Origin of the sequence: Pseudomonas sp. MWU16-30316 (assembly GCF_020515645.1) — a bacterium.
Classification (GTDB): domain Bacteria; phylum Pseudomonadota; class Gammaproteobacteria; order Pseudomonadales; family Pseudomonadaceae; genus Aquipseudomonas; species Aquipseudomonas cerasi.
Map to the genome: position 1 here is coordinate 236,907 of NZ_JAIZAZ010000002.1, position 26,278 is coordinate 263,184.

Annotated in this window: 24 protein-coding genes; 14 read left to right on the forward strand and 10 right to left on the reverse strand. The window is 58.9% G+C overall.

Annotation, left to right across the window (positions count from 1 at the left end; translation table 11 throughout):
- Positions 1 to 3: 3 nt before the first annotated feature.
- The 7 genes from algG to yaaA all read right to left on the reverse strand — a co-directional run bounded on the left by algG (position 4) and on the right by yaaA (position 10,243).
- Positions 4 to 1,614, reverse strand: a complete 1,611-nt coding sequence (gene algG / locus LCH65_RS07850; protein WP_003433627.1) for a mannuronan 5-epimerase AlgG — start codon at positions 1,612 to 1,614, stop codon at positions 4 to 6.
- Positions 1,615 to 1,640: 26 nt separating this feature from the next.
- Positions 1,641 to 3,125, reverse strand: coding sequence for an alginate export family protein (locus LCH65_RS07855; RefSeq protein WP_003433626.1), 1,485 nt, complete (start codon positions 3,123 to 3,125; stop codon positions 1,641 to 1,643).
- Complete coding sequence (gene algK, locus LCH65_RS07860) at positions 3,122 to 4,534, reverse strand: alginate biosynthesis TPR repeat lipoprotein AlgK (RefSeq protein ID WP_003433625.1); 1,413 nt, start codon at positions 4,532 to 4,534, stop codon at positions 3,122 to 3,124. The genes LCH65_RS07855 and algK overlap by 4 nt, the downstream gene beginning before the upstream one ends.
- Before the next feature lie 2 nt (positions 4,535 to 4,536).
- Positions 4,537 to 5,709: an alginate biosynthesis protein Alg44 gene (locus LCH65_RS07865; RefSeq protein ID WP_003365396.1), complete on the reverse strand. Its 1,173-nt coding sequence runs from the start codon at positions 5,707 to 5,709 to the stop codon at positions 4,537 to 4,539.
- Positions 5,710 to 5,749: 40 nt separating this feature from the next.
- Complete coding sequence (gene alg8 / locus LCH65_RS07870; RefSeq protein ID WP_170846032.1) at positions 5,750 to 7,234, reverse strand: mannuronan synthase; 1,485 nt, start codon at positions 7,232 to 7,234, stop codon at positions 5,750 to 5,752.
- 97 nt (positions 7,235 to 7,331) lie between these two features.
- Positions 7,332 to 8,648, reverse strand: a complete 1,317-nt coding sequence (locus LCH65_RS07875) for a nucleotide sugar dehydrogenase (RefSeq protein WP_003365389.1) — start codon at positions 8,646 to 8,648, stop codon at positions 7,332 to 7,334.
- 815 nt (positions 8,649 to 9,463) lie between these two features.
- Positions 9,464 to 10,243, reverse strand: a complete 780-nt coding sequence (yaaA, locus tag LCH65_RS07880; RefSeq protein ID WP_003433624.1) for a peroxide stress protein YaaA — start codon at positions 10,241 to 10,243, stop codon at positions 9,464 to 9,466.
- 202 nt (positions 10,244 to 10,445) lie between these two features.
- On the opposite strand from yaaA, the gene LCH65_RS07885 reads away from it, so the two are divergent.
- From LCH65_RS07885 to moaE, 5 genes are all read left to right on the forward strand, one after another.
- The gene (locus LCH65_RS07885) at positions 10,446 to 11,624 is read left to right on the forward strand and encodes a polysaccharide deacetylase family protein (protein ID WP_226439288.1); all 1,179 of its coding nucleotides are present in this window, start codon (positions 10,446 to 10,448) and stop codon (positions 11,622 to 11,624) included.
- Between the two features lie 294 nt (positions 11,625 to 11,918).
- Positions 11,919 to 13,313, forward strand: a complete 1,395-nt coding sequence (locus LCH65_RS07890) for a PhoH family protein (protein ID WP_003365383.1) — start codon at positions 11,919 to 11,921, stop codon at positions 13,311 to 13,313.
- Between the two features lie 115 nt (positions 13,314 to 13,428).
- Positions 13,429 to 13,914 (forward strand): cyclic pyranopterin monophosphate synthase MoaC, encoded by a 486-nt coding sequence (moaC, locus tag LCH65_RS07895; protein WP_003341741.1) that lies wholly within the window; start codon positions 13,429 to 13,431, stop codon positions 13,912 to 13,914.
- Positions 13,911 to 14,156: a molybdopterin converting factor subunit 1 gene (gene moaD / locus LCH65_RS07900; protein WP_003365381.1), complete on the forward strand. Its 246-nt coding sequence runs from the start codon at positions 13,911 to 13,913 to the stop codon at positions 14,154 to 14,156. The genes moaC and moaD overlap by 4 nt, the downstream gene beginning before the upstream one ends.
- 2 nt (positions 14,157 to 14,158) lie before the next feature.
- Positions 14,159 to 14,608: a molybdopterin synthase catalytic subunit MoaE gene (moaE, locus tag LCH65_RS07905; RefSeq protein WP_058397465.1), complete on the forward strand. Its 450-nt coding sequence runs from the start codon at positions 14,159 to 14,161 to the stop codon at positions 14,606 to 14,608.
- Between the two features lie 3 nt (positions 14,609 to 14,611).
- On the opposite strand, the gene rhlB is transcribed toward moaE, so the two are convergent.
- Positions 14,612 to 16,069: an ATP-dependent RNA helicase RhlB gene (gene rhlB / locus LCH65_RS07910; RefSeq protein WP_161428607.1), complete on the reverse strand. Its 1,458-nt coding sequence runs from the start codon at positions 16,067 to 16,069 to the stop codon at positions 14,612 to 14,614.
- 115 nt (positions 16,070 to 16,184) lie between these two features.
- Positions 16,185 to 16,844 carry an alpha/beta hydrolase gene (locus LCH65_RS07915; RefSeq protein ID WP_003365375.1) on the reverse strand — a complete coding sequence of 220 codons (660 nt, stop codon included), beginning with the start codon at positions 16,842 to 16,844 and terminating at the stop codon, positions 16,185 to 16,187.
- A 485-nt stretch (positions 16,845 to 17,329) separates the two neighbouring features.
- On the opposite strand from LCH65_RS07915, the gene LCH65_RS07920 reads away from it, so the two are divergent.
- The 5 genes from LCH65_RS07920 (at position 17,330) to LCH65_RS07940 (ending at position 22,890) form a co-directional block, all read left to right on the forward strand.
- Positions 17,330 to 18,358, forward strand: coding sequence for an amino acid ABC transporter substrate-binding protein (locus LCH65_RS07920; RefSeq protein ID WP_003365373.1), 1,029 nt, complete (start codon positions 17,330 to 17,332; stop codon positions 18,356 to 18,358).
- Between the two features lie 70 nt (positions 18,359 to 18,428).
- Positions 18,429 to 19,610 (forward strand): amino acid ABC transporter permease, encoded by a 1,182-nt coding sequence (locus tag LCH65_RS07925; RefSeq protein WP_003365371.1) that lies wholly within the window; start codon positions 18,429 to 18,431, stop codon positions 19,608 to 19,610.
- A 10-nt stretch (positions 19,611 to 19,620) separates the two neighbouring features.
- Positions 19,621 to 20,718 carry an amino acid ABC transporter permease gene (locus tag LCH65_RS07930; protein WP_003433619.1) on the forward strand — a complete coding sequence of 366 codons (1,098 nt, stop codon included), beginning with the start codon at positions 19,621 to 19,623 and terminating at the stop codon, positions 20,716 to 20,718.
- Positions 20,719 to 20,728: 10 nt separating this feature from the next.
- A complete protein-coding gene (locus LCH65_RS07935) occupies positions 20,729 to 21,493 on the forward strand; it encodes an amino acid ABC transporter ATP-binding protein (protein ID WP_003365366.1) in 765 nt (254 codons plus the stop codon).
- Positions 21,494 to 21,660: 167 nt separating this feature from the next.
- Positions 21,661 to 22,890: a CynX/NimT family MFS transporter gene (locus LCH65_RS07940; protein WP_180336154.1), complete on the forward strand. Its 1,230-nt coding sequence runs from the start codon at positions 21,661 to 21,663 to the stop codon at positions 22,888 to 22,890.
- Between the two features lie 42 nt (positions 22,891 to 22,932).
- On the opposite strand, the gene LCH65_RS07945 is transcribed toward LCH65_RS07940, so the two are convergent.
- Positions 22,933 to 23,871 carry an aromatic alcohol reductase gene (locus LCH65_RS07945; protein ID WP_054996219.1) on the reverse strand — a complete coding sequence of 313 codons (939 nt, stop codon included), beginning with the start codon at positions 23,869 to 23,871 and terminating at the stop codon, positions 22,933 to 22,935.
- 48 nt (positions 23,872 to 23,919) lie between these two features.
- Between LCH65_RS07945 and LCH65_RS07950 the strand changes: the two genes are divergently transcribed.
- The 4 genes from LCH65_RS07950 to LCH65_RS07965 all read left to right on the forward strand — a co-directional run bounded on the left by LCH65_RS07950 (position 23,920) and on the right by LCH65_RS07965 (position 26,273).
- Positions 23,920 to 24,363 (forward strand): helix-turn-helix domain-containing protein, encoded by a 444-nt coding sequence (locus tag LCH65_RS07950; RefSeq protein WP_003365360.1) that lies wholly within the window; start codon positions 23,920 to 23,922, stop codon positions 24,361 to 24,363.
- Between the two features lie 87 nt (positions 24,364 to 24,450).
- Entirely contained in the window at positions 24,451 to 24,942 is a 492-nt protein-coding gene (locus LCH65_RS07955) for a nuclear transport factor 2 family protein (RefSeq protein ID WP_003365358.1), read from the forward strand.
- Complete coding sequence (locus tag LCH65_RS07960; RefSeq protein WP_003365356.1) at positions 24,935 to 25,276, forward strand: GIY-YIG nuclease family protein; 342 nt, start codon at positions 24,935 to 24,937, stop codon at positions 25,274 to 25,276. Before LCH65_RS07955 ends, LCH65_RS07960 begins: the two co-directional genes overlap by 8 nt.
- Before the next feature lie 64 nt (positions 25,277 to 25,340).
- Positions 25,341 to 26,273, forward strand: coding sequence for a glutathione S-transferase family protein (locus tag LCH65_RS07965; protein WP_226439289.1), 933 nt, complete (start codon positions 25,341 to 25,343; stop codon positions 26,271 to 26,273).
- Positions 26,274 to 26,278: the final 5 nt, after the last annotated feature.

A 26,278-nucleotide genomic window follows, 5' to 3' on the forward strand; every position in this document is an offset into this window, starting at 1 on the left:
TCCTCATTCCCGCAGCTCGGTCTGGCTTTCGACGGGGTCGATCAATACGGCTTTCTTCTGGCGTACCAGCAGGTCGAGGATTTCGTCCTGGCGCTCACCGAGGACGCCGTTGAGGCTGATGCCGACTTCTTTGGTAGGCATCAGCATCGAGACGCGATACAGCTCGACACTCAGTGGCGAGTCGATGGACAGCGGGCCGGAACCATTGCTGGACAGTTCGCCGCCAACCATGATCAGCGAGACCTGAGCGTCGAACGGATCGAGCTCAATGTCGCGGTCGGTGTCGCTCAAGTCCTTGATGTGGCCGTAAACGCCCATCAGGCCGTTGCCCATGGCGACGTTCTCGTACAGCTTGATATTCACGCTGTTGCGCACGCGGATACCGTGGCGGCGGTTGGCGATCACGCGATTGCCCCACAGCAGGTTGTTGCCGCTTTCGTACAGGGTGATGCCGTCAGTGTGGTTCTGGTAAATCTCGTTGTAGGCGACGATGTTGCCGACGCTGTTACGGTCCAGAACCACGCCGGACAATTTGTTGTTGTGGCTCTTGTTGCGGAAGATGAAGCTGTTGTCGACTTCCCGGGAAATGATGATCCCGTGCTTCTTCTTGGTCCCGTAAACGTCGTTTTCGGCGATGATCAGACCGTGCGAACGGTCGTGCGGGTCAATGCCGTAAATGATGTTGTCGCGGTAGGTGTTGCCTTTGACCACGAAGTCGCGGGTTTCATAGCAGTAGAAGCCGTACCACATGTCCGAGAACTCTGAATCGATGATCCAGCCCGTCGGTTCGGCACGCTTGAGAATCTTCGCGGTGTTGGGTGTGTACTGGGAAATACTGATGCCATAGGACTTGCTCTGGTCGTAGCCCATGCTCGCCATTTTGGTATTGGCGATCCAGGTTTCCGAGCCACCCCAGGTCAGCAGGAAAGGGCGAAACTCGTCAGGCTTGCGATAGGTCGCCAGGCTGTTGCGGGTTTCACTCCAGGCGTTGACCTGAGTGTGAGTGATCAGCATCTTGCCTTCACTGACGATGAACGAGCCCTTTTCCTGAGACAGACGCAACTCCTTGGTCTTGCTGTCGATCTCGAAGATCCCGGTTTCCTTGATCAGGATTGGCAGGCGCGCCACGTAGACACCTGGCGAAACCTCGTTGAGGAACTGCTTGGGCACCTTCCTGGCCAGGTCCTGCAGGCTCACGTAGCCGTCGGAAATCATGATGGCCTGGGGGATGCCGCGCTGACGGTTGACCCATTCGGCCATCTTGTTATCGCCGCCGATGAATTCCTTCAGGCCGGTTTCTTCCATCATCCGTGAAACAGTGACCTTGCCCGGTTTGTTGCGCACGATCTTTTTCAGGGCGGCTTCGGCGGTGTAGCCCTTGAGGTCGGGCAACACCGGCTTGGCCATTTCCAACGGCTCGGTCGGCGGGCTGGTGATGGTGTAGGTCTTGGCCTGGTGCAACTCCTTGACCACCGCCTTCTGTGTGTCGGGTACGACAGGCGCGTTGGCCAGCGCCACACCGCTGGCCAGCAGCAGGGCGCTGGTCAGCAGTGCGCTTTCGAGCAGGGTGTGCGGCCAGTGTCGGCTACGCCCGTTGCTTGTATGACTGTTCATCTCTGGCACTCCTTTGGCGGTTCGCATCAGAAGCGCCAGATGACGTCGACAACAGCGCGGTGCATGTAGCTGTCCACGTTGTTCTGATACGCGTCGCCTGGCTTGAAGACACCTGCGCGCAGGCGCACCAGTGCCGAAGGTTCATCGAACGACTGGCTCAGCGAAGCCGGCAGCAGGCCTTGCTTGAAGTACTTGGTCACGACCAGGTCCATTTCCTGACCCAGGTCCTTGCTGCCGTCTTCCAGCGGTAGCGAGCTGAACGTACCGTTCTGGTTGTCGTTCACCGCGTTGATGCCCGAGCCACCGATACCGGTGTTGCCGTCCACGCGACGGAACTTGTGGTAGATCAGCGACGCGTCGTATTCCTCGTTCATCTGCCAGGAGGCGAACAGCGAGCCGGTTTCCACGTTGGCCATTTCGCCCTGGAAGGCTTCACCGAAACGGTGGATGCGCGAACGCGTACCGGTCCAGTTGGAGCGGTTACTTTCCAGACCGTTCTGGACGTAGTCCTTGCTGGCGCGCGAGTAGGCGGCGCCGACTTGCCATTGCGGGTCCAGACGCAGGCGCAGGCCCAGGTCGGTGGCCCAGCCATTCATGTCACGGCTGTTCTTTTCGCCGGCGATGAACTGGTCGTTGGGAGCGGAGGTCACGCCGATCTCGTCGCGCGTTCCGTTCAGCCAGGTCAGGCTGCCCCAGTAGTTGAGCTGATTGGTGTTGCTGCGATAGTTGTAGGCATCGCTGTCAGCCTGCAGGCCGACCCAGGTCAGATCGCCATTGGAGGTCTTGTCCAGATCATCCAGCACCTGGCCCTGCGACTTGAGCTTGCCGTCGTCGGCACTGTGGTGAGCACGGATACCGGCCCAATGGCCTGGTGTCCACTGGTAGCTGACCGAGCCGAACAGGTGCTTGCGATCTTCGTCGTCAGGTGCCAGTTCGGTCAGGTCGGTGCGGTATTCGCTGAAACGCTGGGCAGCACCCAGTTCAGCGCGCAGCAGCGTGGTATCGAACGACCAGTTGATGGCCTCGATATTGGTGTCGTGCCATTGACCGTCGTCGTTGCGCAGACGCTGACGACCGACTTTCAGGATCTCGCCAGGGTAGGGCGTGAAACCGCTGTAGCCGATCCAGAACTCACGCAGTGCGGCGTAGGTCTTGTCGGCTTCGCGCTCGCTGGCCGTGCCACGCGAAGTCTGGGTGCCGCTGCCGTCGCTGTTGCTCTGCTCCAGCGGGTCGGTCTGAATGATGTCGGTGGCGGTGACCACCTGGCCCATCGCGTAACCGCTCCAGTCGCCGCGCTCGCCATAGACCCAGGGACGCAGGTCCAGGCCCACACCGTTGACGTCGCCGCCCGAACGGGTGCCCAGATCGCGATCATCCTCGGCCTGCGCCGTGGCTTTGATTTCGATACCGAAATTTTGCGGTTGTTCGGTCAGCGCTGCCAGTGTCGGGCAGGCCCACAACAGGGTGAAGCCAAGGCCCATGCCGGCGGCCATCAGGGGATTCAACTTCATAATGCTTCCTCACCGTCTTTTTCTTCTTGCAGGGCCTGCAATGCCATCGCGTTCTGAGTGGCGTTAGCGCCCCGGACTTTTTGCTCGCGTGCCAACAGGTCTTTGGCGGTGGCGAGCTTTTCAGGCGGCAGTTGTGTATTGAGGGCCTCGGCAAGCTCGGTCGCTTGCGGGGTCTGACTGGCCAGCGCCAGTTGCGCGAACACCCAGGCGTTGACCGGGTCGGGCATAGTGCCCTTGCCCTGCGAGAACAGTTGCGCAAGGGCGAAGTCGGCGCTGTTCTGGCCACCACGGGCGGCGGTCAGCAGCTCGTCCACGGCTTTTTGCGAGTAGACCTGGCCCAGGTAGCCGCGACGGTAGATCTGACCCAGGTAGTAATGGGCAGAGATTTCCGTGGCGGTGGCTTTCTTCAGGTGCTCCTCGGCCTTGAAGGCATCGGGCGTGACCCATTTACCTTCGTAGTACAGGCGTCCAAGCAGCAGCTCGGCGCGAGGCTGGTCTGCCGCGCGGCCGTTGTTCAGGTATTCCATCATCTTGTTGACGTCACCCAGTTCGGGGAAGTCGTAAAGCAGTTTGGCCAGCGTGACCCACGAGATCGGGTAGCCCGGCGCAACGTTTTCCAGCAATTGCTGAGCGGTCTTTTCGTCTGGTGTACCGATGGTGGAGTCACCCAGTACACGCGCGACGCTGTCCACACGTTGAGCATTGACGCGGCCAGCGGCGTAGTCGCTCTTGAGCTTTTCGATCAAGGCCGTGCGCTGCTCGGCCTGGCCACGTGTCTGGTAGACAGTGGCCAGTTCGACGTAGCAGATATCCGTGGCCGACAGCGCCTGTTTGCAGATGCTCTCGACCTCATCGAGGTGTTGAGCATATGTGCCTTGAGTGCGATACAGCAGCACCTGAGCCAGACCTGCCTCCGGATAACCGGCAGCGCGCCACTCACTGATCTTCTGCTGCGCATTCACTTCAGGGAAGGTGTGCGGGTATTGCAGATACAGCATCGCCAGCGGGATCAGCGTGCCGGATTCGCCATTGGCGAAGGCCTTTTTCAGCAGGCCTTCGGCTTCGCGATGTTCGGCTTCGGTAGCGTCGGGCTTGGCAGCCAGCAGACGGCCCAGGCGCGACTGCGCCCGAGGGGAGGTCTGCGCGGCAGCGCGGTAGGTAGCCTCGGCCTGCTTGAGCTGAGCCGGGTCGCGAGTCGCGACCTGAATATCAGCCAGGCCGACTTGCGCGTCGCTGTAGCCCAGGTCCGCCAGCTGCCGATAGTTCTGCTCCGCCAATGCAGTGTCGCCGTTTTTCAGGGCTTCATTGGCAAGGCGTTGATCAGGCAGGCCGGCACAGCCGCTCAGGCCGAGCGCGACGGCGAGGCTCAGTAGCGTGGGGGTCGACAGGCGTCGTAGTGGGCTGTTCATGGTTACAGACCCGCAGCCATTGCTTTATCGATCAGCCAGTTCACGGACGGGCCGCGATCGCTGACCACTTCGACAGGGCGACCGGCAAGCGAGCTGCTCAGGCTTTCGTCAGGCTTGATCTGCACGCGGATGTCGGTGGACAGGTCGGCGTCGCTCAGGTTGGTGCTGCTGATGATCTGACCTGTGCGCAGTTTGTCTTCGCCAGCGATCTGGAAGCTGACACGTGTGCCTGGCTTGACGTCGTTGAACTGGCGATAGGTGAAGCGAGCTTCAACCGTGGCCGGCGCGTTGCGTGGAACCAGTTGGAAGATCACCTGGCCCTTGGACGCGAACTGACCGTCGGCAACCAGCTGGCGAGCCACGACGCAATCGCACGGGCTGGTCATGGTGCCGCTCATCTGCTTGCCATACAGCTCTTCGATCTTGGCCGGCTGCAGGTCTTCACCGGTCAGGCTGCCCTTGAGCATTTCCAGCATGCTGGTGTTGAAGGACGCCAGTGGCGCGCCTTTGGCGGCTTCGCCATTCTGGGCGACCAGGCTTTGTACGGTACCTTCACGCGGCATGGTCACGTCCATGCTTGGAATGGTGACCAGACCAGCCGATGCATGGCTGACGAAGTACAGGCCGTAGATCGTCTTGAAGATGAAGCCGAAAGCGGCCAGACCGACAATGAACACGCCCAGGCTGAAGGTCACGGCGCGCAGGCGACCCATGGCGCTCATGCCGCTGTCCTTGCCCTTGACCTTGCGTGCCTTGGTGAAGTTATCGCGCTGCAGCGTGGCCAGCACTTCGCCCAGGGTGACGACTTCGCCGGACAGGTGCGAGGTGATCAGGTGGCGCAGGGTAGCGATGTCCTGAGGTTCCAGATTCTGGAACTGGCAACCGATGCGGTTGCTGGCGTTGTCGATCGAGCGCACCTGCAGATCGACGTCCATGGCCAGGCCAAGGTTGTCGATGATGAATTGCAGGCGTCCCTTGACGATCTGCCCTTCGCTGAATTTCTGCCCGGACGGAGCAACGAAGCTCAGGCCACCGGCCGACAGGTCTTCGACACGTACCAGTGGCGCGTTGGGCTGATCATTCAGCAGGCGCAGCTTGGCAGGGATCTTGATCCGCGCGTGTTGGCGCTGGGCTTCGGATTCATGTACGACGTTCGCATTCACGGCTGTATTCATGGCTATTTTTCCTACTTAAGCGATTAATCCGTTGGCCCGGTCAAACCATCGTCAACAGCACAGCGACGAAGATGGTGCCAGCCGAGAAAGTCATGGTTCGGGACGACCACGTGTTGAACCAGCCCTGAAAGCTGGCCATGTCGCGGCTTAGTTTGGTGTCCTGGCGAGTCCAGGACTGGCGGTCCAGGCGGAAGAAGACATAGATCTTCATCAGCGCGCCGACGATCTGGTTGTAATAGAGAATGATCGGGTAGGCAGGCCCGATCCTGTGTCCCGAGAGGGACAGCAGCAAGGTGAGGATCAGACGGGTCATGCCGATCCACAGCAGATACATCAACAGGAACGCGCCGCCATACTTGAAGCTGGCGATCAGTGCGACGGTCAGACCGAGGATGGAGGTCCACATCGACACACGCTGGTCGAACAGTACGATGCTGGTGAAAATCCCCAGGCGACGTACGCCCAGACCCAGTGCACGCGAGTTCTGACGCAGGTTGTTGCCGTACCAGCGATACATCAGCTTGCGGCTGGCTTTCAGGAAGCTCTTCTCGGGCGGGTGTTCCACGGTGTTGATCGCTGCGTCCGGCACGTAGAACGTGTCGTAACCCAGGCGCATCAGGCTGAACCAGCTGGACTTGTCGTCGCCGGTCAGGAAGCGGAAGGTGCCCAGACGCCAGTGATTGAGCGAGTCGCTTTCCACGTCGGCAATGAACTCGGGGTCGGTTACCACGGTTGCGCGGAACACCGACATGCGACCGGTCATGGTCAACACGCGTTTGGACAGGGCCATCGAGCACATGTTGATGTGACGCTGAGCGAAACGCAGCTTGTGCCACTCGCTCATGATGTAGCCACCACGTACTTCACAGAACTCGTTGGTGGTCAGGCCGCCGACGTTGTCGAACAGCTGGAACCACGGTACGGTCTTGGCGACCACACCTTCGTTGAGCACGGTGTCGCCGTCGATCACTGCAACCACGGCACGGCTGTCAGGCAAGTGACGCGAGATAGCGCGGAAGCCATAGGCCAGACCGTCGCGCTTGCCGGTGCCCGGAATGCGTACGAAGTCCAGCTTGACGCGCTCCGGCGGGTTGAACTTCGCCCACATGCTCTTGACCAGCAGCTCATCGGACATTTCCACCAGCGAGCAGACGATAGTCGTCGGCAGGCCGCAGTCGATGGCTTCGCGGATAACCGAGTTGTAGACCTGTGCGGTGGTCAGTGCGTCGATTCGGAAGCTGGTGACCATCAGAAACACATGGGACGGGTCTGCTGCACTGCCCAGCTTGCGAACCTTGCGGCGCAAGTGCGGGTAGACGATGTACAGGAAAATCATCCCGCGCACGAAGTGCGTGATCCCCATCGAGTAGCGCCAGATACCAACGGCGCCAATCAGGAATATAAAGTTCTTCGACTGTGAGTCGAAGATACTGGTAGGCAATGCCGCGGCAAGGCCCATGAGTAAACTTAAATAGAACAGCCAACCTGCGGCCTGTAACAGGCCGTGCTTGAGCCTCTGCATAATCGTATCCCTAAGTCAGTTGCGAGCCTCAAGCCCCAGGCTGCAAGCACATTGCTTGAGCCTGTGGCCTGGAGCCTGGCGCTTGTGGCTTGCGGCTGATTTACCAGCAGATACCTTCGGCACGACCGTCTTCGCTGGTGGCGTTGGCCATGAAGCCCACCAGATCGATGACGCGCTTGCCTTCAGGGGTCTTGTTGGCGAGGGCGCGGAAACGCTCATCGCGGTTGCCGAGGATGATGACGTCGGAGTCATTGATGACTTGGTCGAAGTCCGAGTTCAGCAGCGAGGAAACGTGCGGAATCTTGGATTCGATGTAGTCCTTGTTGGCACCGTGAACGCGTGCATATTCAACGTTGCTGTCGAAGATGCTCAGGTCGAAGCCCTTGCCGATCAGCATTTCGGCCAGCTCTACCAGCGGGCTTTCACGCAGATCGTCAGTACCGGCCTTGAAGCTCAGGCCCAGCAGTGCAACCTTGCGGGTGTCGTAGCTGGCAACCATGTCGAAAGCGTTCTGTACTTGCGACGTGTTACTGCGCATCAGCGAGTTGAGCAGGGGAGCTTCAACGTCCAGGCTGCCGGCGCGGTAGGTCAGGGCACGAACGTCTTTCGGCAGGCAGGAGCCGCCGAATGCGAAGCCAGGGCGCATGTAGTACTGGGACAGGTTCAGCGCCTTGTCCTGGCAGACAACGTCCATCACTTCACGGCCATCGACGCCGACGGCCTTGGCAATGTTGCCGATTTCGTTGGCGAAAGTAACCTTGGTGGCGTGCCACACGTTGCAGGTGTACTTGATCATCTCGGCAACAGCGATGTCCTTGCGAATGATCGGTGCATCGAGTTCTTCGTACAGCGATTGCAGAACGTCGCCCGACGCTTTGTCGAACTCGCCGATCACGGTCATTGGCGGCAGGTCGTAGTCCTTGATCGCAGTACTTTCGCGCAGGAACTCAGGGTTGACGGCGACGCCGAAGTCAACACCGGCTTTCTTGCCGGAGCAGTCTTCCAGAATCGGGATAACAACGTTGGCAACAGTGCCCGGCAGTACGGTACTGCGAACCACGATAGTGTGGCGAGTGGCTTTGTCACGCAGGACATAACCGATTTCGCGGCACACCGATTCAATGTAATCCAGTTCCAGATCGCCGTTCTTCTTGCTCGGCGTACCGACGCAGATCATCGACAGGTCGGTGGCGCGAATGGCTTCGGCGAAGTCTGTAGTGCCGCGCAGTTTTCCGGTACTGATACCTTTCTGCAACAGCTCTTCCAGACCCGGTTCAACGATAGGTGATTTGCCGTTGTTGATCAGGTCGATCTTGGTGCTGGAAATATCCACACCAACTACTTCGTGACCGCGGGCAGACAGGCAACCGGCACAGACTGCACCGACGTAACCCAAACCAAATATGCTGATACGCATCGTATTCTCCTCGATTTTTCACGCCATAAATTGGCTGGATATTAATTTTGGCCAGCAGATGTCACGCGCCATCCCTCACGGCTAACAACGCCGTGGAACTAACGCAGGCATATTTAATGAGTGAGTGCCCAAAACAAGTAAGGCGAACTCAAATGACACTAAGTGCAAGCGGCAAGTAACCTGTCCGTTCGGTCAGGGCCTTGCTCTCCTTGGATGCAGTAAACCACTCCTTGTTCGACGATTGACGGCGGACCTCGGTAAGCATGCCTCTGGCGCAAGCCAGGGCCGTCCTGTTCGAATCCTGCGCATCACACCGGTTCGGCGCTTCGCCTGTCTACAACATCAACTAGTGATGTGAGTTTAGTTCTGGTACCTGACGCCAGGATCACGTGGGCCTGGCTTCCGTGTCGGTAACTTCCCGTTTTTCGAGGCGACCTGTAAGTGATCTCTTACACGTCAGCCCAGAATTGTTACGGGATGTAGGAGCGTATGAATTCGTATTTAGTTCCTGGCCACTCGTCCTGATTTGCAGATTTTGCGGTATCCGATTTGTCACAGGGAGGGTATCGAGATGATGGCTTTTTTCGTAAAAGCCTCGATTTACGAGGGGTGTAGAGGGGTGAATATGAAAGTGCCACTACTGTAAAAAGCTGAAACGCCACTAGTTAAAAAAATGGATTTTTTTTTAAGAAAAAATCGCACGTGAGTGGCGAATCGAAAAGTTGACGTTTGTCTGGCGTCATGAAGTTGGCATTTGGTGTTGGATCGTAGGACAGGCCGTGTAACAGCGCTCTGTTACACGACGGTTACATCATCTAGTGTTCTGCGATGTTGCGCAAAAACACCAACTTGTCAGGGGTCGACTGTTCGCGGTTGTAACGATAGCCCTGTGCATCGAACGCCTGTAATGCTTCGGGATCGTTGATGCGCTCTTCTATAACGAAGCGGCTCATCATGCCGCGGGCTTTTTTCGCATAGAAGCTGATGATCTTGTACTGGCCGTTCTTGAAGTCCTTGAACTCGGTGTCGATGATCCTTGCCTTGAGCGACGAACGTTTGACGGCAGAGAAGTATTCAGTCGAGGCCAGGTTGAGCAGCAGGTCGTCGCCCTGGTCTGCCAGCGCTTCATTCAGCCATTCGCTGATCCGCGTGCCCCAGAAGGCGTAGAGGTCCTTGCCGCGAGCGTTGGCCAGCCGGGTGCCCATTTCCAGCCGGTAGGGCTGCATCAGGTCCAGTGGACGCAACAGGCCGTACAGACCTGACAGCATGCGCAAGTGGCCCTGCGCGTAGTCGAGCTGCGTTTCGCTCAGCGTTTCCGCTTCCAGGCCCGTATAGACGTCACCCTTGAAGGCCAGCAGTGCCTGCTTGGCGTTGTCGAGGGTGAAGTCCGGGTTCCAGCTGCCAAAGCGTGCCGCGTTCAATCCGGCCAGCTTGTCGGACAGGTGCATCAGTTCGCTGATCTGCGCCGGCGTCAGTTCACGCAGCTGCTCGATCAACACCCGGGAATGGTCCAGGTACTGCGGCTGAGTGAAGCGGCCGGTCGTGGGCGGTGTCTCGAAATCGAGGGTTTTTGCCGGGGAAATCACCATCAGCATGAAATCGTCTCCTTTTATCGTCCGTGGATTCTAGGGGCTGACAGCCTGCGACTCCAGCTATGGTGGCGATAGAGACCGTTCCGCGGGTGATGCCAGCATGACCTGCGGCTTTGTATGCGCGCCGACATAAGAAGCCCGGCGCATATCAGCTATAGTGGCGCGCTGGTCATGACGTTAATGGTTGATCGAGAGGACATCGGGTTTGCGTATCGTTTTAGCAGTGTGTGCAGGTCTGTTCTGGCTTCAGGCGCAGGCGGCAGCGCCGGTCATCGCCACCATTGACCGCAGCGTCTGGCCTGAACGGCTCGAGACGCCGGGGTTGTTCGACGTCGCGTCGCGTGCGGAGATCCTCGCTTTTGCCCACGAGTTGTACCTGAGCGAAAAGCTCGATGAGGAGGGTCTCAAGCAGCGCCTCGGCCTGCGCTTCGTCAACGTGCCGTCGTTGAATGTGGTTCGTCATCGGCTGTGGCTGCGGTTGCTGGAGAACTACCAGAACGCGCAGAAGAGCTGTGAGCAGGACGCCAATTTCTGTGTGCTGGTCGAGGACATGGATCAGTTGCGGCAGCGCGCCGAGGAATACCAGGTATCCAACGATTCGTTCTACGCCAACTGGGCCAGACCCAGCGCCGCATTCCACCAGCGTTACCTGAACGAGCTGCTGTTCATGGCAGCCCTGTTTCCGCAGACCAGCAGCGAGATCGAACGCTACAACTCCGATGAGATGAGCGGCGACGAAATGCCGGATCGCACCTTCATGCTCAACTTCGAAAGTGGCCCGAGCCCGGCCGACGGTGGTACCGACTGGCTGGCTGACTTTATGCGCCAGCAGAAAATGACCGCCACCTTCTTCGTGCTGGGCAAGAGTCTTCAGGAGCGTCTCGACAGCACGTCGGTTGCAGGTTTGCAGGCGCTGTATCGCCAGCAGTGTGTGGGCATCCAGGGCTGGGAGTTCCGTTCGCACAGTCAGTGGCTGGACTGGCAGAATTCAGTGCAACGCAGCGCGGCACTGGTTCAGCAGGTGTTGCCGGACAACTTCGTGCCGCTGTTTCGCCCTCCTTATGGCCATCGACGTGCCGACAGCGGCAACTTCTTCCGCACCGAGCATTTGCGCGTGTCATTGTGGAATATCGACGCCGAAGACGACACCGGAAGGCTTTCTGCAGAGCAGGTGGGCGACCGTGTACTGACCCTCATGCTGCTCTGGCGCAAAGGGACGGTGGTATTCCACGATGTGGCCAACAAGGCGCAGTCGGCGCTGCCATTGCTGCTGGCCAATACCGCGCAAAGCGAGTTGATCTGGGACGATTGCCGAAATATCTCTGAAGCGCCCGAAGAACAAGGGCTGCAGAGCAGTGAAGAGGCTGCGCCGGAAGGGGAATGAAGGCAGATTCGGCGTGGGCGGACTTCCGACTTTAAACGTGCGGGGTACGTCCGCCAAGTCCTATTCGTCAGGCTGTGAAATAAACTTCAAAAAACTGTCAAAGAGCTTTTTTCTGTCATCCCTTTTGCTGTATTACGAATACAGACCGCCGAAACCTGCAACACAGGTGGCGTCTTCCAAGACCCACCTTGAGCGACATTTCTGCCCTGCCTGAAGGGGAGAATCCGGCGGCCTTTTCGTGGCGCAGTACTGTCGTGGTTCTGCGTCGCCCGGCTTCTACAAAGGTGAGCGAGTATGGATGACCACGGACGCACCCCTTCCACCAACCAGCCAATCCTTTACGTGCTCGATACCAACGTATTGATTCATGATCCAAACGCACTGCTGAACTTCGAAGAACACCACGTCGCCATCCCCATGACGGTTCTGGAGGAACTGGACAAACTCAAGGCCGGTAAACATTCGGTTGCTGCCGAATGCCGTCAGGCCATCCGTCTGATCGACAAGACCCTGGGCGAAGCTTCGCCGGAGGAAGTCGAGAAGGGCGTGCCCATCGATCGTGGTACAGGCGTGCTCAAGGGCTACCTGTCGATTTTGATGAGCAAACGCGAGGAACCCAACAGCCTGCTGCCCGAGCACCTGAACGACAACATCATTATCAACCAATTGATTGACCTGCATGCGCGCAACAAGGACTTGAGCGTCGTGCTGGTGACTAAAGACATCAACATGCGCCTCAAGGCGCGCGCCTGTGGCATTGCTGCCGAGGATTACAGTACAGACCAACTGGTCGACGACGTTTCACTGTTGTCGCGTGGCTACCATGACATGACCGGTTCGTTCTGGGACCGCGTCAGCAAGGTCGATACGCGTCAGGAGCGTGGTCGTACCTGGCACCGCGTGCAGCTCACTGAAATGCTGCCGGCGGTTCATATCAACGAGTTCATTGTCGATGAGCAGGGTTTTGTCGGCTGGATCAAAGGCGTCAAGAACGACGAACTGCTGATTCTCGACATGCACCAGGAGCCTTTGCTGCATCAGGAGGCCTGGGGGCTGAAGCCGCGCGATATCTATCAGGGGCTGGCGCTGTTTGCGTTGCTCGACCCGGATATTCATCTGGTCAACCTGTCAGGCGCTGCGGGCTCGGGTAAAACCATTCTGGCCCTGGCCGCTGCCATTGAGCAGACCATGGTCACCAAGCGCTATCGGCGCATCATCGCCACCCGCAGCGTTCAGGGGCTGGATCAGGAAATCGGTTTCCTGCCCGGCACCGAGGCGGAGAAGATGGAGCCGTGGCTCGGCGCTATTACCGATAACCTCGAAGCGCTGCACATGGATGACGAAAACACCCATGGCAGTGTCGATTACATCCTCAGCAAGGTGCCGTTGCAGTTCAAATCCCTCAACTACATTCGAGGTCGCAGCTTCCAGCAAAGTCTGATTCTGATCGATGAATGCCAGAACCTGACCCCGCACCAGATGAAAACCATCATCACGCGTGCCGGTGCCGGTTCCAAAGTGGTCTGCCTGGGCAACCTGGCGCAGATCGACACCCCTTACCTGTCGGCCACCAGTTCTGGGCTGACCTACCTGACGGAGCGCTTCAAGGACTTCCCGAACGGCGTGCACATCACCCTGCAGGGCGTGCCTCGCTCGATACTGGCCGAATACGCGGAGAGTCATTTGTAAATCAGATGCATGCGGGGAGCCCATGTGTGAATGGGTTCCTTGCTTGCAGCTCACGGCTTGTAGCGTGTAACTGCCACTCCCTCTACACTTCTTGCTTCTGCCAAGGAGTAACGTTGTGCTCACTCATCTCGATTCCCAGGGTCGCGCCAATATGGTTGATGTCACGGATAAAGCCGTGACGTCCCGTGAGGCGGTGGCCGAAGCCTTTGTGCGCATGCTGCCGACGACGCTGCAAATGATCGTCAGCGGTGGTCATCCCAAGGGTGACGTGTTTGCCGTCGCACGTATCGCCGGTATTCAGGCGGCGAAGAAAACCAGCGATCTGATCCCGCTTTGCCATCCATTGATGCTCACCAGCATCAAGGTCCACCTCGCCGCTGAGGGTGATGATGCCGTGCGCATCACCGCGAGCTGCAAGCTGGCCGGGCAGACCGGTGTGGAAATGGAAGCCCTGACGGCCGCCAGCGTTGCCGCGCTGACCATTTACGACATGTGCAAGGCCGTAGACCGGGGCATGGTCATCGAGTCGGTCCGGCTGCTGGAGAAGCTGGGCGGCAAGAGCGGTCACTTCATTGCCGATCAGGCACAGGTATCGTCATGAAGGTTCAGGTCCAGTATTTTGCCCGTTACCGTGAAGTCCTGGGCGTGGACAACGAGTCCGTCGAAGGCGAGTTCGCTACGCTGGATGCGTTGCGCCAGACGCTGCTGCAGCGTGGCGAGGCCTGGCAGGTGCTTGCCGAACAGAACCTGATGTGTGCTCGCAACCAGGAACTGTGCAAGCCGACCGAGCCGTTGGCCGATGGCGATGAAGTCGCGTTCTTTCCGCCCGTGACCGGAGGTTGATGATGAGCGTTCGCGTCCAGGCGGCAGCCTTCGACCCAGGCACTGAAGTCAACGCGCTGCATGCTGCCAACCTCGGCATCGGCGCAGTGGTCAGTTTTGTCGGCTATGTTCGGGATTTCAATGACGGGCGCGAAGTGTCCGGCATGTTTCTGGAGCACTATCCGGGGATGACCGAGAAGGCACTGGCAAAAATCGTTACCGAGGCCGAACAGCGCTGGCCGTTGCTGCGCGTCGATGTGTTGCACAGGGTAGGGGCGCTGGAGCCTGGCGAGCCGATTGTGTTCGTCGGCGTTGCCAGCGCGCACCGTCAGGCGGCGTTCGAAGCCTGTGATTTCGTCATGGACTACCTCAAGACCCGCGCGCCGTTCTGGAAGCGTGAAAACACGTCAGAAGGCACGCGCTGGGTGGAAGGTCGTCACAGCGATCACCAAGCGGCTGATCGCTGGAAGTAAGCATCAGGCGTTGCTGCGTACCACGGCCCTGAGCAAATGAGTCGGCGGTGTCTCGCAACTGATCTTGCGGCCCAGTTTTTCCTCGATGGCGGGCAACTGGTAAGAGTCATCCTCACCGGCAAAACTGATCGACACGCCATCGGCGCCGGCGCGACCGGTACGGCCGATGCGGTGCACATAATCGTCCGGCACTTCGGGCAGGGTGAAGTTGATCACGTGGCTGATGCCGTCGATGTGAATGCCGCGACCGGCCACATCGGTGGCGACCAGCACGCGGATCTTGCCTTCGCGGAAGCCTTCAAGGGTCTTGATGCGCTTGTGCTGAGGCACATCGCCTGACAGCTGCGCCGCGTTAACGCCATCGCGCACCAGACGCTCTTCGATGCGCCGGACTTCGTCCTTGCGGTTGGCGAAGACCATCACCCGTTCCCAACCGTTGTCGGTCACCAGGTTGTAGAGCAGCTTGTACTTGTCGGCGCCGGCGACGGCATAGATATGCTGTTCGACGTTGTCACTGGCAACGTTCAGCGATTCGATCTCGACGATCGAAGGGTCCGTCGTCCACTGCTTGGCGAGGTTCATCACGTCCTCGGTGAAGGTCGCGGAGAACAGCAGGGTCTGGCGCTCACCCTTGTGCGGCGTCTGACGAATGATCTGACGTACCTGCGGGATGAAGCCCATGTCCAGCATGCGGTCGGCTTCGTCGAGGACCATCACTTCGACCATGTCCAGATGCACTTCGCCGCGCTGGTTGAAGTCCAGCAGGCGGCCAGGCGTGGCGACCAGGATGTCGCAGTGCCGTGCTTCGAGTTGTTTGAGCTGCTTGTCGAAGTCCATGCCACCGACGAACGTCATGACGTTCAGGTTGGTGTACTTGGTCAGGTCGACGGCGTCCTTGGCGATCTGCACCACCAGCTCGCGGGTCGGTGCGATGATCAGCGCGCGCGGCTCACCCATGTAGCGTTCTGCAGGCGGCGGCGTCTGGGTCAGCTGTTCGATGATCGAGATCAGAAACGCAGCGGTCTTGCCGGTGCCGGTCTGGGCGCGTCCGATCGCATCCTTGCCCTTGAGGGTGAAGCCCAGTACGCCCGCCTGGATCGGTGTGCAGTACGGGAAACCCAGGTCCTGAATCGCATGCATCAGTTCAGGCGCGAGGTTGAAGTCGTGGAAGCGGGTCTTGCCTTCCTGGGGTTCGACGACGAAATCTTCGAGTTTCCAGGCCGGCGCGGGCGGTTTTGTCACGCGCTCGCGACGCGGGCGCTCGGCCCTCGGCTTGTCGGTGCGCGGCGCTCTGGCTTTGGAGGGCTCGCTGGTTGTGTCCAGAGCCTGAGTCTGGACAGCATGATCCGGTGTGTCGCCTGTGGCAGCGGGAGAGGTGGGAATAGAGGTTATCGGAGTAGGCGCAGGCTGCTCAGCCTCGCTCTTACCGAACATCTTTTTAAGTGCTTTGAGCACGGTCATCTCATCAATTGGTTAAGGAATGTACGCCGAGCAGTGTAAAGCAAGAACCGTGCTCGGCGTAGTGCCATCCATGGCGAGCTACAAAAGCGGTCCGTCGCAAGGGGCTCAGAGCGCTTCAGCGAAGCCGTTCAGCCAGCCAGACGCCGATGTCGCGAATTTCCTCCGGTAACACTTGATGCTCCATTGGGTATTCCTGCCATTGAACGGTTACACCCTGGGCGGTGAGGTGGTCGTAGACGGCGCGGCCCATTGGGTAATGCACAACCGCGTCGTGCTTGCCGTGCAGGCAGTAGGCCGGGATGCGTTGCTGACTCGCCGACAGGGTCATCTCGTTGCTGAATGTAGGGGCATAAGTGGACAGCGCGAGTACGCCGCCCAATGGGCCCTGCCAGCGACGGTAGCCAGCGTGCAAGACCACCGCGCCCCCCTGGGAAAAACCGGCCAGGAAGATTCGCGCCGGGTCGATGCCGCTGTCGCGCTGCTGCTCGATCAGGTCCAGCACCTTCTGCGCCGAGGCTTCCATCTGATCATGATCAATGGCCCGGGCCTCTGAACTCATGGACTTGATGTCATACCAGCTGGGCATTTCATAACCGCCATTGACGGTCACGGCGCGCGTCGGTGCCTGAGGCAGTACGAAGCGGGTGGTGCGCAACGACTCCTGCAGCGCCTCGGCGACCGGCAGAAAATCATAGCGGTCGGCACCCAATCCATGCAGCCAGATAACGCAGGCGTCGGCGGGGCTGGAAGGTTCAATGATCAAAGAATCGCTCATGACTGCTCCATTTGTGTGCGCGGGCTCTTTTTGAGCGCATTAATAAGGTGCGCGGGTAGATTAAAAATGAAAGAAGATGTCGCAAGGTTACAAGTTTTTGTCTTGACCTGTCGCTAATTCGACTTAGCCAGCATGCTGGTACGGGCTTTGCTACAGCAGGACTGGAGTCGAGTCGCTCACATCGTTCGGTAACACTATAAGGCTATTACTTATAGCGATCGAAAAGCAGCTCGGGAGTCCATGCGTCAGGATTCGCGGCACGATTCAACCTGTACCGCTCCGGTCCGGGAAAATCATGGGGTTTCAGTCCACGGGGCCGATTCTGAATGATGAAGACGAATGACGGGATGATCCTGCAGGCAATTCATGATTCAGGCCCAGCGTTGCATGACCCAAAAATAAGCCAGCACGGGTCATTAGCGCCTCACAAAGGTGCGACGCGACTGAGACACCTACACAACAAAGAGCAAACTGGAGGTTTTTGAATGAAGATGTTGAAATCTACCCTGGCTGTCGTCACCGCCTTGGCCGCATTCGGTGTGACCGGGGCTGCCAACGCCGGTGCCACGCTTGACGCTATTCAGAAGAAGGGTTTCATCCAGTGCGGCGTCAGCGATGGCCTGCCAGGGTTTTCCGTTCCGGACTCCACCGGCAAGATTACCGGTATCGACGCTGACGTCTGCCGTGCCGTTGCAGCCGCTGTGTTCGGCGACGCCACCAAGGTCAAGTTCAGCCAGTTGAACGCCAAGGAGCGCTTCACCGCATTGCAATCCGGCGAGATCGATATCCTTTCGCGTAACACCACCTGGACCAGTTCCCGTGATGCGGGCATGGGCCTGGTGTTCACCGGCGTTACCTACTACGACGGTATCGGCTTCCTGGTAAACAACAAGCTGGGCGTGAAAAGCGCCAAGGAACTGGACGGTGCAACCATCTGCATCCAGGCCGGTACCACCACCGAGCTGAACGTCTCCGACTACTTCCGTTCGAACGGCCTGAAATACACCCCGATCACCTTCGACACCTCTGACGAAAGCGCCAAGTCGCTGGAAGGCGGCCGTTGCGACGTGTTGACTTCCGACCAGTCGCAGCTCTACGCACAGCGCAGCAAGCTGGCCAAGCCGGACGATTACATCGTTCTGCCTGAAGTGATCTCCAAGGAGCCTCTGGGCCCTGTCGTGCGTAAAGGCGACGAAGACTGGTTCTCGATCGTTCGCTGGACCCTGTTCGCCATGCTCAACGCCGAGGAAGCCAAAATCACTTCCAAGAACGTTGAAGCTGAAGCCAAGTCGACCAAGAACCCCGACGTAGCCCGTATGCTGGGCGCCGACGGTACTTACGGCAAGGACCTCAAGCTGCCGAAAGACTGGGTCGTGCAGATCGTCAAGCAGGTCGGTAACTACGGCGAAGTGTTTGAACGCAACCTGGGCGAAGGCACCCCGCTGAAAATCAAGCGTGGTCAGAATGCCCTGTGGAATGCCGGTGGCATCCAGTACGCTCCACCTATTCGTTGATTGACCCGGCGCCCGACAGGCTTCCCAGCCTGTCGGGCGTTGTTCTGTTGGATTTTTCCTGGGGCATTTCATGGAAAAGCAAATCGTCGCACCCAAGCAAAAGCTCTCTCTGAGCGATCCGAAAGTGCGCGCGTGGTTATTTCAGATCATCACTGTCGTGGCGGTGATCGCGTTGGGCTGGTTCATCTTCGACAACACCCAGACCAACCTGCAACACCGTGGTATTACCTCGGGCTTCGGTTTTCTTGAAAACAGTGCCGGTTTCGGTATTGCTCAGCACCTGATCGACTACAGCGAAGCGGACAGTTATGCCCGTGTGTTCGTCATCGGTTTGCTGAATACCTTGCTGGTGTCGGTTATCGGTATTGTCCTGGCGACCTTGCTGGGCTTTGTCATTGGTGTCGCTCGCCTGTCTCCGAACTGGATGATCAGCAAGCTGGCCACCGTGTATGTCGAAGTCTTCCGCAACATTCCGCCACTGCTGCAAATCCTGTTCTGGTACACCGCCGTATTCCTCACGCTGCCCGGTCCGCGTCAGGCGCATGGTTATCTGGACATGTTCTTCGTCAGCAGCCGCGGGCTTAACATGCCCAGAGCGTTGCCTGCCGAAGGCGCCTGGGCATTCCTGGTCAGTCTGGTTGTTGCCGTGATCGCCATCGTCATGATGGTGCGCTGGGCCAACAAACGCTTCGAAGCCACTGGCCAGCCGTTTCACAAGTTCTGGGTCGGCCTGGCATTGTTGCTGGTCATCCCCGGTCTGAGCATGCTGATCTTCGGCAGCCCGGTGCATTGGGAACTGCCACAACTGAAGGGCTTCAATTTCACGGGCGGCTGGGTGCTGATCCCTGAACTGATCTCCCTGACCTTGGCACTGACCATCTACACCGCGGCGTTCATCGCTGAAATCGTGCGTTCCGGCATCAAGTCGGTCAGCCACGGTCAGACCGAAGCTGCCCGCTCACTGGGCCTGCGCCCTGGGCCGACGCTGCGCAAGGTGATCATTCCGCAGGCGCTGCGCGTGATCATTCCGCCGCTGACCAGTCAGTTCCTGAACCTGGCGAAAAACTCTTCTCTGGCAGCAGCCATCGGGTATCCGGAAATGGTTTCCCTGTTTGCCGGTACGGTGCTCAACCAGACCGGGCAGGCGATTGAAGTCATTGCCATCACCATGAGTGTGTACCTGGCGATCAGTATCAGCATTTCCCTGCTGATGAACTGGTACAACAAGCGCATTGCGCTGATCGAGCGGTGAGGAAAAGCGCATGACAACTCATACTTTCAAACCTGATATGCCACCACCGGGCAAAGTGTTCGGCCCGATGGCGTGGATGCGGCAGAACCTGTTCTCCAGCTGGATCAACACCCTGCTGACCCTGTTCTCCCTGTATCTGATCTATCTGGTCGTGCCGCCTATCATCAGTTGGGCCCTGCTGGACGCCAACTGGGTCGGCACGACCAAGGCAGACTGCACCAAGGCGGGCGCCTGCTGGGTGTTCATCGAGCAGCGCTTCGGTCAGTTCATGTACGGCTACTTTCCCAATGAGCTGCGCTGGAGGGTCGACCTGACCGCTATCCTGGCGATCGTCGGCGCTGCGCCGCTGTTCATTTCGAAGTTTCCACGCAAGGCTGTCTACGGTATCGCCTTCCTGGTGATCTATCCGGTTGTTGCGTTCTACCTGCTGCATGGCGGCGCGTTCGGTCTGACCAACGTACCGACCAGCCAGTGGGGCGGTCTGATGCTGACCCTGGTGATCGCTACCGTGGGTATCGTCGGTGCCTTGCCGCTGGGTATAGTTCTGGCGCTCGGTCGTCGCTCAAACATGCCCGCTGTGCGCGTGGTGTGCGTGACGTTCATCGAGTTCTGGCGCGGCGTGCCGCTGATCACCGTGCTGTTCATGTCGTCGGTCATGCTGCCGCTGTTCATGCCAGAGGGCATGAACTTCGACAAGCTGCTGCGTGCGCTGATCGGCGTCATCCTGTTCCAGTCCGCGTACATTGCCGAAGTGGTGCGTGGCGGCATGCAGGCCATTCCCAAGGGCCAGTACGAAGCAGCCTCGGCGATGGGCCTGGGTTACTGGCGCAGCATGGGGCTGGTGATCCTGCCGCAGGCGCTGAAGATGGTTATTCCCGGCATCGTCAACACCTTCATTGCATTGTTCAAAGACACCAGTCTGGTGATCATTATCGGTCTGTTCGACCTGCTCAACAGCGTCAAGCAGGCTACCGCCGACCCGGCATGGCTGGGTATGGCCACTGAAGGCTACGTCTTCGCGGCCCTGGTGTTCTGGATCTTCTGTTTCGGTATGTCCCGCTATTCCATGCATTTGGAACGTAAGCTGGACACAGGCCACAAGCGTTAGGAGTTTTGTGATGAGTGAAGTTATCAATAAGCCTCTGGGCGCTGAAGGCATGATCCGCATGGAGGGCGTACACAAGTGGTACGGCCAGTTCCATGTACTCAAGGACATCAACCTGAATGTGCGTCAGGGTGAACGTATCGTGCTGTGCGGCCCGTCGGGTTCGGGCAAGTCCACCACCATTCGCTGCCTCAACCGTCTGGAAGAGCATCAGCAGGGTCGTATCATCGTCGACGGCACCGAGCTGACCTCGGACCTGAAGCAGATCGAAACCATTCGCCGTGAAGTGGGCATGGTGTTTCAGCACTTCAACCTGTTTCCGCACCTGACCATCCTGCAGAACTGCACGCTGGCGCCAATGTGGGTGCGTAACATGCCGAAAAAGAAGGCTGAAGAAATCGCCATGCACTATCTGGAGCGTGTGCGTATTCCGGAGCAGGCCCACAAGTTTCCGGGTCAGCTTTCCGGTGGTCAGCAGCAGCGTGTGGCGATTGCCCGTGCCTTGTGCATGAAGCCGAAAATCATGCTGTTCGATGAGCCGACTTCGGCGCTTGACCCGGAAATGGTCAAGGAAGTGCTCGACACCATGGTCGGTCTGGCTGAAGAAGGCATGACCATGTTGTGCGTAACCCACGAGATGGGCTTTGCCCGTACCGTGGCAAACCGGGTGATCTTCATGGACAAGGGCGAAATCGTCGAACAGGCTGCGCCGAACGACTTCTTCGATAACCCGCAGAGCGACCGTACCAAGCTATTCCTCAGCCAGATCATTCACTGAGTGGACATCTGCTGAACAAGGAAACCGGGCCATGTGCCCGGTTTTTTTATGCCTGTCGGTGCTGTTCGGGTTGTATGCAATTACGCTGAACCTTGTATTCGCGATGATTCTCCAACAGGATACCGACCCCCTGAAAAGGGTCGACATACCTGATGACCGAGAAACTGATGACTGCCAAGGCTCAACCCAGCCCCCAACCGACTACCGATCAACCCCATTCTGCTTTGAAGCGCCCCTGGCTGCTGTTGCTGGGCCTGGTGCTGGTTGCCCTCAACCTGCGCCCAGCGTTGTCCAGCATTGCGCCACTGCTCAATACAGTTTCAGACAGCCTCGGCATGTCCGCCGCCGAAGCCGGACTGCTGACCACCTTGCCGGTCCTGTGTCTGGGCTTGTTCGCGCCGCTGGCACCGATTCTTGCCCGCCGGTTTGGCAGTGAGCGCGTGGTTCTGGTGGTGCTTCTGACGCTGGCAGCAGGTCTGGCAGTGCGCAGTCTGTTTGGCCAGATCGGGCTGTTTTCCGGCAGTCTGCTGGCGGGCGCGAGCATCGGAATCATCGGCGTGCTGCTGCCGGGTATCGTCAAACGTGATTTCCCGCGCAAGGCCGGAGCCATGACCGGTGTCTACACCATGGCCTTGTGCCTGGGCGCAGCAATTGCAGCGGGTTCGACGGTGCCGCTGAGTCAGTACGTTGGTGGCAGTTGGCAGATTGGCCTGGGTTTCTGGCTGGTTCCTGCGCTGATTGCCGCAGCGCTGTGGCTTCCGCAGGCGCGTGAGGTGCATGGCACGCATCGCGATGTCTACCGGGTCCGCGGTTTGTTGCGTGATCCACTGGCCTGGCAGGTCACGCTGTACATGGGCCTGCAATCGTCGCTGTCGTACATCGTTTTCGGCTGGTTGCCGTCGATCCTCATCGGTCGCGGCCTGACGCCGACCCAGGCCGGTCTGCTGCTGTCCGGCTCGATCATCGCGCAAGTCCTCAGCGCGCTGGCGGTGCCCTATCTGGCCACACGCGGCAAGGATCAGCGTCTGGCGATCATGCTGGTCATGTCGCTGACCCTGATCGGCCTGTTCGGCTGCCTGTACGCGCCACTCGGTGGTCTGTGGGGCTGGGCGATCCTGCTGGGGATCGGGCAGGGCGGCACGTTCAGTCTGGCGCTGGCCTTGATCGTCCTACGCTCGCGTGACTCACATGTCGCTGCCAATCTGTCGAGCATGGCGCAAGGCTTCGGCTACACCATCGCCTCGACCGGCCCGTTTGCCGTGGGCGTGGTGCATGACATGACCGGCAGCTGGAGCGCGATTGGCTGGATCTTCGCGGTACTCGGGCTGGGCGCCATCATCGCGGGCATGGGTGCCGGTCGGGCGCTGCAGGTGCAGGTCAGTAGCGAGAAGGTTTGATTTTCGATGATTGTTGATCGTTCGGACCGGGCTTGAGCTGCTTCAGGTCTGAGCCAGATTGGCCAGGGCCCATTGTTCGGCACTGGTGACGCTCAGCCCTGATTTCGCGTTGTAGGTACGGGCGACGTCCCATGCCACGCCTCGGCCCATGGCAAAGACTGCCCGGTATTTGCGCAGATTGTCATCCGGCATTTCCGTCAGATCGGCCTGCAACTGCGCAACACTCCATACGTGCCGCTCGATGTCGCGCCCCGTTACACGCTCCACAAGATCGGCCAGCCCGGCGTACGTCAATGTGTCGCCAGCGGTGTACACCACCTGATTCACTATGCGCGGCTCGTGCATCACGATGGCAGCGGTCAGCCTGCCAATGTCCTCTGCGGTGGTGACTGTCACGGCCGTATCGAGGCTGCCTAGCGCATTGATACGACCGCCTTGCAGATCGACGACACCGAACGCGGGTTCGAACAGGAAGCTTGTAAACATACCGGTCGAAACGATTAACCACTCGGTTTGCTGCTGGGCGCGCAGCTTTTCTCGTACATCGAGTTGCTCATCGAACAGATCCTGAGGGCTGCCCCGGCCTATAAGGTCGTAGTCAACGCCGAACTGCCAGGGCAGGTAGCGTTTTATGCCGGCCTTGAGCGCCGCATCGGTCAGTTTGCGTTGAGTGCCCCGGCCAGCGGCAAAACCCGCACAACTGATTACCGTGTCATAGCGCTTCATGACAGTGGCTAGTTCGTCCACGGTGGCATCGGCCAGATCGGCGGTTTCGATGGCAATGTTCAGCGCGCGGATTTCTTCGATTTCCACACGCTTGGCGGGCGCTTGAGTGCTCAAGCTGCTCTGGCGTAGCAGCACGGCAATGCTCAAGTCATATGCTCCGGCTTTCTCGACCAGCCCTCGCAGCACGGCGAGCCCAAGCTCTCCTGCGCCTATTACCAGAATGCGTTGTTTGACGTTTGCGTTATCGGCTTGCATGGTGACCCCTTTGGACAGTCTTTCAATTCAGGCGGGAGAGATGCTGGCATGCCTGTCGACATACAAAAAGTAGGCACATCGGTGATACCGGGCGGGCTGGACGCGCAGGAAGTGGTCAGACGCTCCGAAGCGGCCTGTGCTGCGCTCAGCGATGATGAGGATGGTCTCAAGCGCGATATTCTCGGCCACGCCGGAAACCGGTGGTCATTGGGCGTGGTACATGCCCTCGGCGTCAGCAGCCCTTTGCGCCATGCCGAATTGCGCCGAAAGCTGCACGGTGTCACTCAGCGCATGCTCACTCATACCTTGCGCCAGCTTGAACAGGACGGGTTGATCACCCGTCATGACTACTGCGAGAAGCCGCTCAGGGTGGAATATTCGTTGACCGACCTGGGCATGGGGCTGCTGGTACAAATGATTCCGCTGTGGACTTGGGTGATTGAAAATTCAGAGGCGTTCAGTGCAGCGCGAAATCGTTATCCGGACAGGTAAAAGTGATGGCTGATGCGCCATCAACCCTCGCCATTTTCAGCGGCGCCGCTTATCGTGCACGGATAATTCGCCAAGGGATGTGCACGCATGAACTACGAGGAACAAAGTCAGGCCAACAGCGCACTGATCACCCGCTTTTATGAGGCGTTTGCGCAGCTGGATGCCGAGGCGATGAGTGCCTGTTATACCGATGACGTGCTGTTCAGCGACCCGGCCTTTGGTGAATTGCGTGGCGCTCAGGTCGGCGACATGTGGCGCATGCTGACTTCCCGGGCGAAGAATTTCTCGGTGGTCTTCGATCAGGTGCGAGCCGATGACCAGACTGGCAGTGCGCACTGGGTGGCGACGTACCTGTTCAGCCAGACCGGGCGCACGGTGGTGAACGATATTCAGGCCCGGTTCGTGTTCCGCGATGGCAAGATCTGCGAGCATCACGATCATTTCGACATATGGCGCTGGTCGCGTCAGGCCTTGGGTTTGAAGGGCCTGTTGCTTGGCTGGACGCCTTTGGTACGCAATGCCGTGAGGGCTCAGGCGCTCAAGGGTCTGAAGACCTTTTCAGAGAATCGCCGTGCCTGAGGTTGCCAGCACCGCGAGTGCGCCGACTGCCGAACAGGCGGTCGGCAAACCCTGGTTTGTCTATCTGGTGCGCGCTGCCAACGGCTCGCTGTACTGTGGCATCAGTGATGATCCGCAGCGCCGATTCGCTATGCACCAGAGCGGCAAGGGCGCGCGCTTTTTCTCTTCGAGTCCGGCGATGGCATTGGTCTACGTTGAACAATGGCCCAGCAAGGGCGAGGCGTTGCGCCATGAGCGGCTGATCAAGAAGCTCAAAAAAAGCGCCAAAGAGGCGTTGGCTGCCAGCTACGCAACGTCATCGATCCATGAGCGTGATGCTGTCCCATCAGTTTGAGGCTGTGTGCGGGCAGGGTGCTGCGGGTTAAGCTGTGTTTTTCCCATGTGCACAGAGGCTGAACATGTCCGAGTTGATCCTTCACCACTACCCCACGTCGCTGTTCGCCGAAAAAGCCCGCCTGATGCTGGGCTTCAAAGGCCTCACATGGCGTTCGGTGACTATCCCTTCGATCATGCCCAAGCCTGACCTGACTGCATTGACGGGCGGTTATCGCAGAACCCCGGTGTTGCAGGCGGGTGCGGACATCTACTGTGACACTGCGCTGATGGCGCGGCGTCTGGAGCAGGAAAAAGCGTCGCCGGCGTTTTATCCGAAGGGGCAGGAGTTCACAGTTGCCGGCCTGGCCGCCTGGGCCGATTCGGTGTTGTTCATGCATGCTGTTAGCCTGGTGTTTCAGCCTGAATCAATGGCTGTGCGCTTTGCCAAGGTGCCACCAGACGCCGCCAAGGCGTTCGTCGCCGACCGTTCGACGCTGTTCAATGGCGGCACTGCGTCGCGCCCGCCTGTGGAGCAGGTCAAACACCAATGGCCTACGCTGATGTCGCGTCTGGAACTGCAACTCTCGCACGGCGGTGACTTCCTGTTCGGCGTACCGTCGATTGCCGATTTCTCGGTCGCCCATACATTGTGGTTTCTCAAGCAGACGCCGGTCACTGCACCCTTTGTCGATGATTATCCGAGTGTCAGGGTCTGGCTCGATCGTGTGCTGGGTTTTGGCCATGGCACGTTCAGCGAACTGAGCTCGGCAGATGCCATCGACATCGCCAGAAACGCCACGCCTGCGTCGTTGCCGGATGAAACCTTCGTCGATCCAAATGGCTTCAAGGCAGGCGACAAGGTCGCGGTTTCTGCAGTCGACTATGGCGTCGAAGCGGTTGAGGGCGAGCTGGTATTTACCGGCCGCGAAGAACTGATCCTGCGCCGCGAGGACGAACGTGCAGGTGTCGTGCACGTACACTTCCCGAGAATGGGCTATCGGATCGAGAAGCGCTGAGGTTC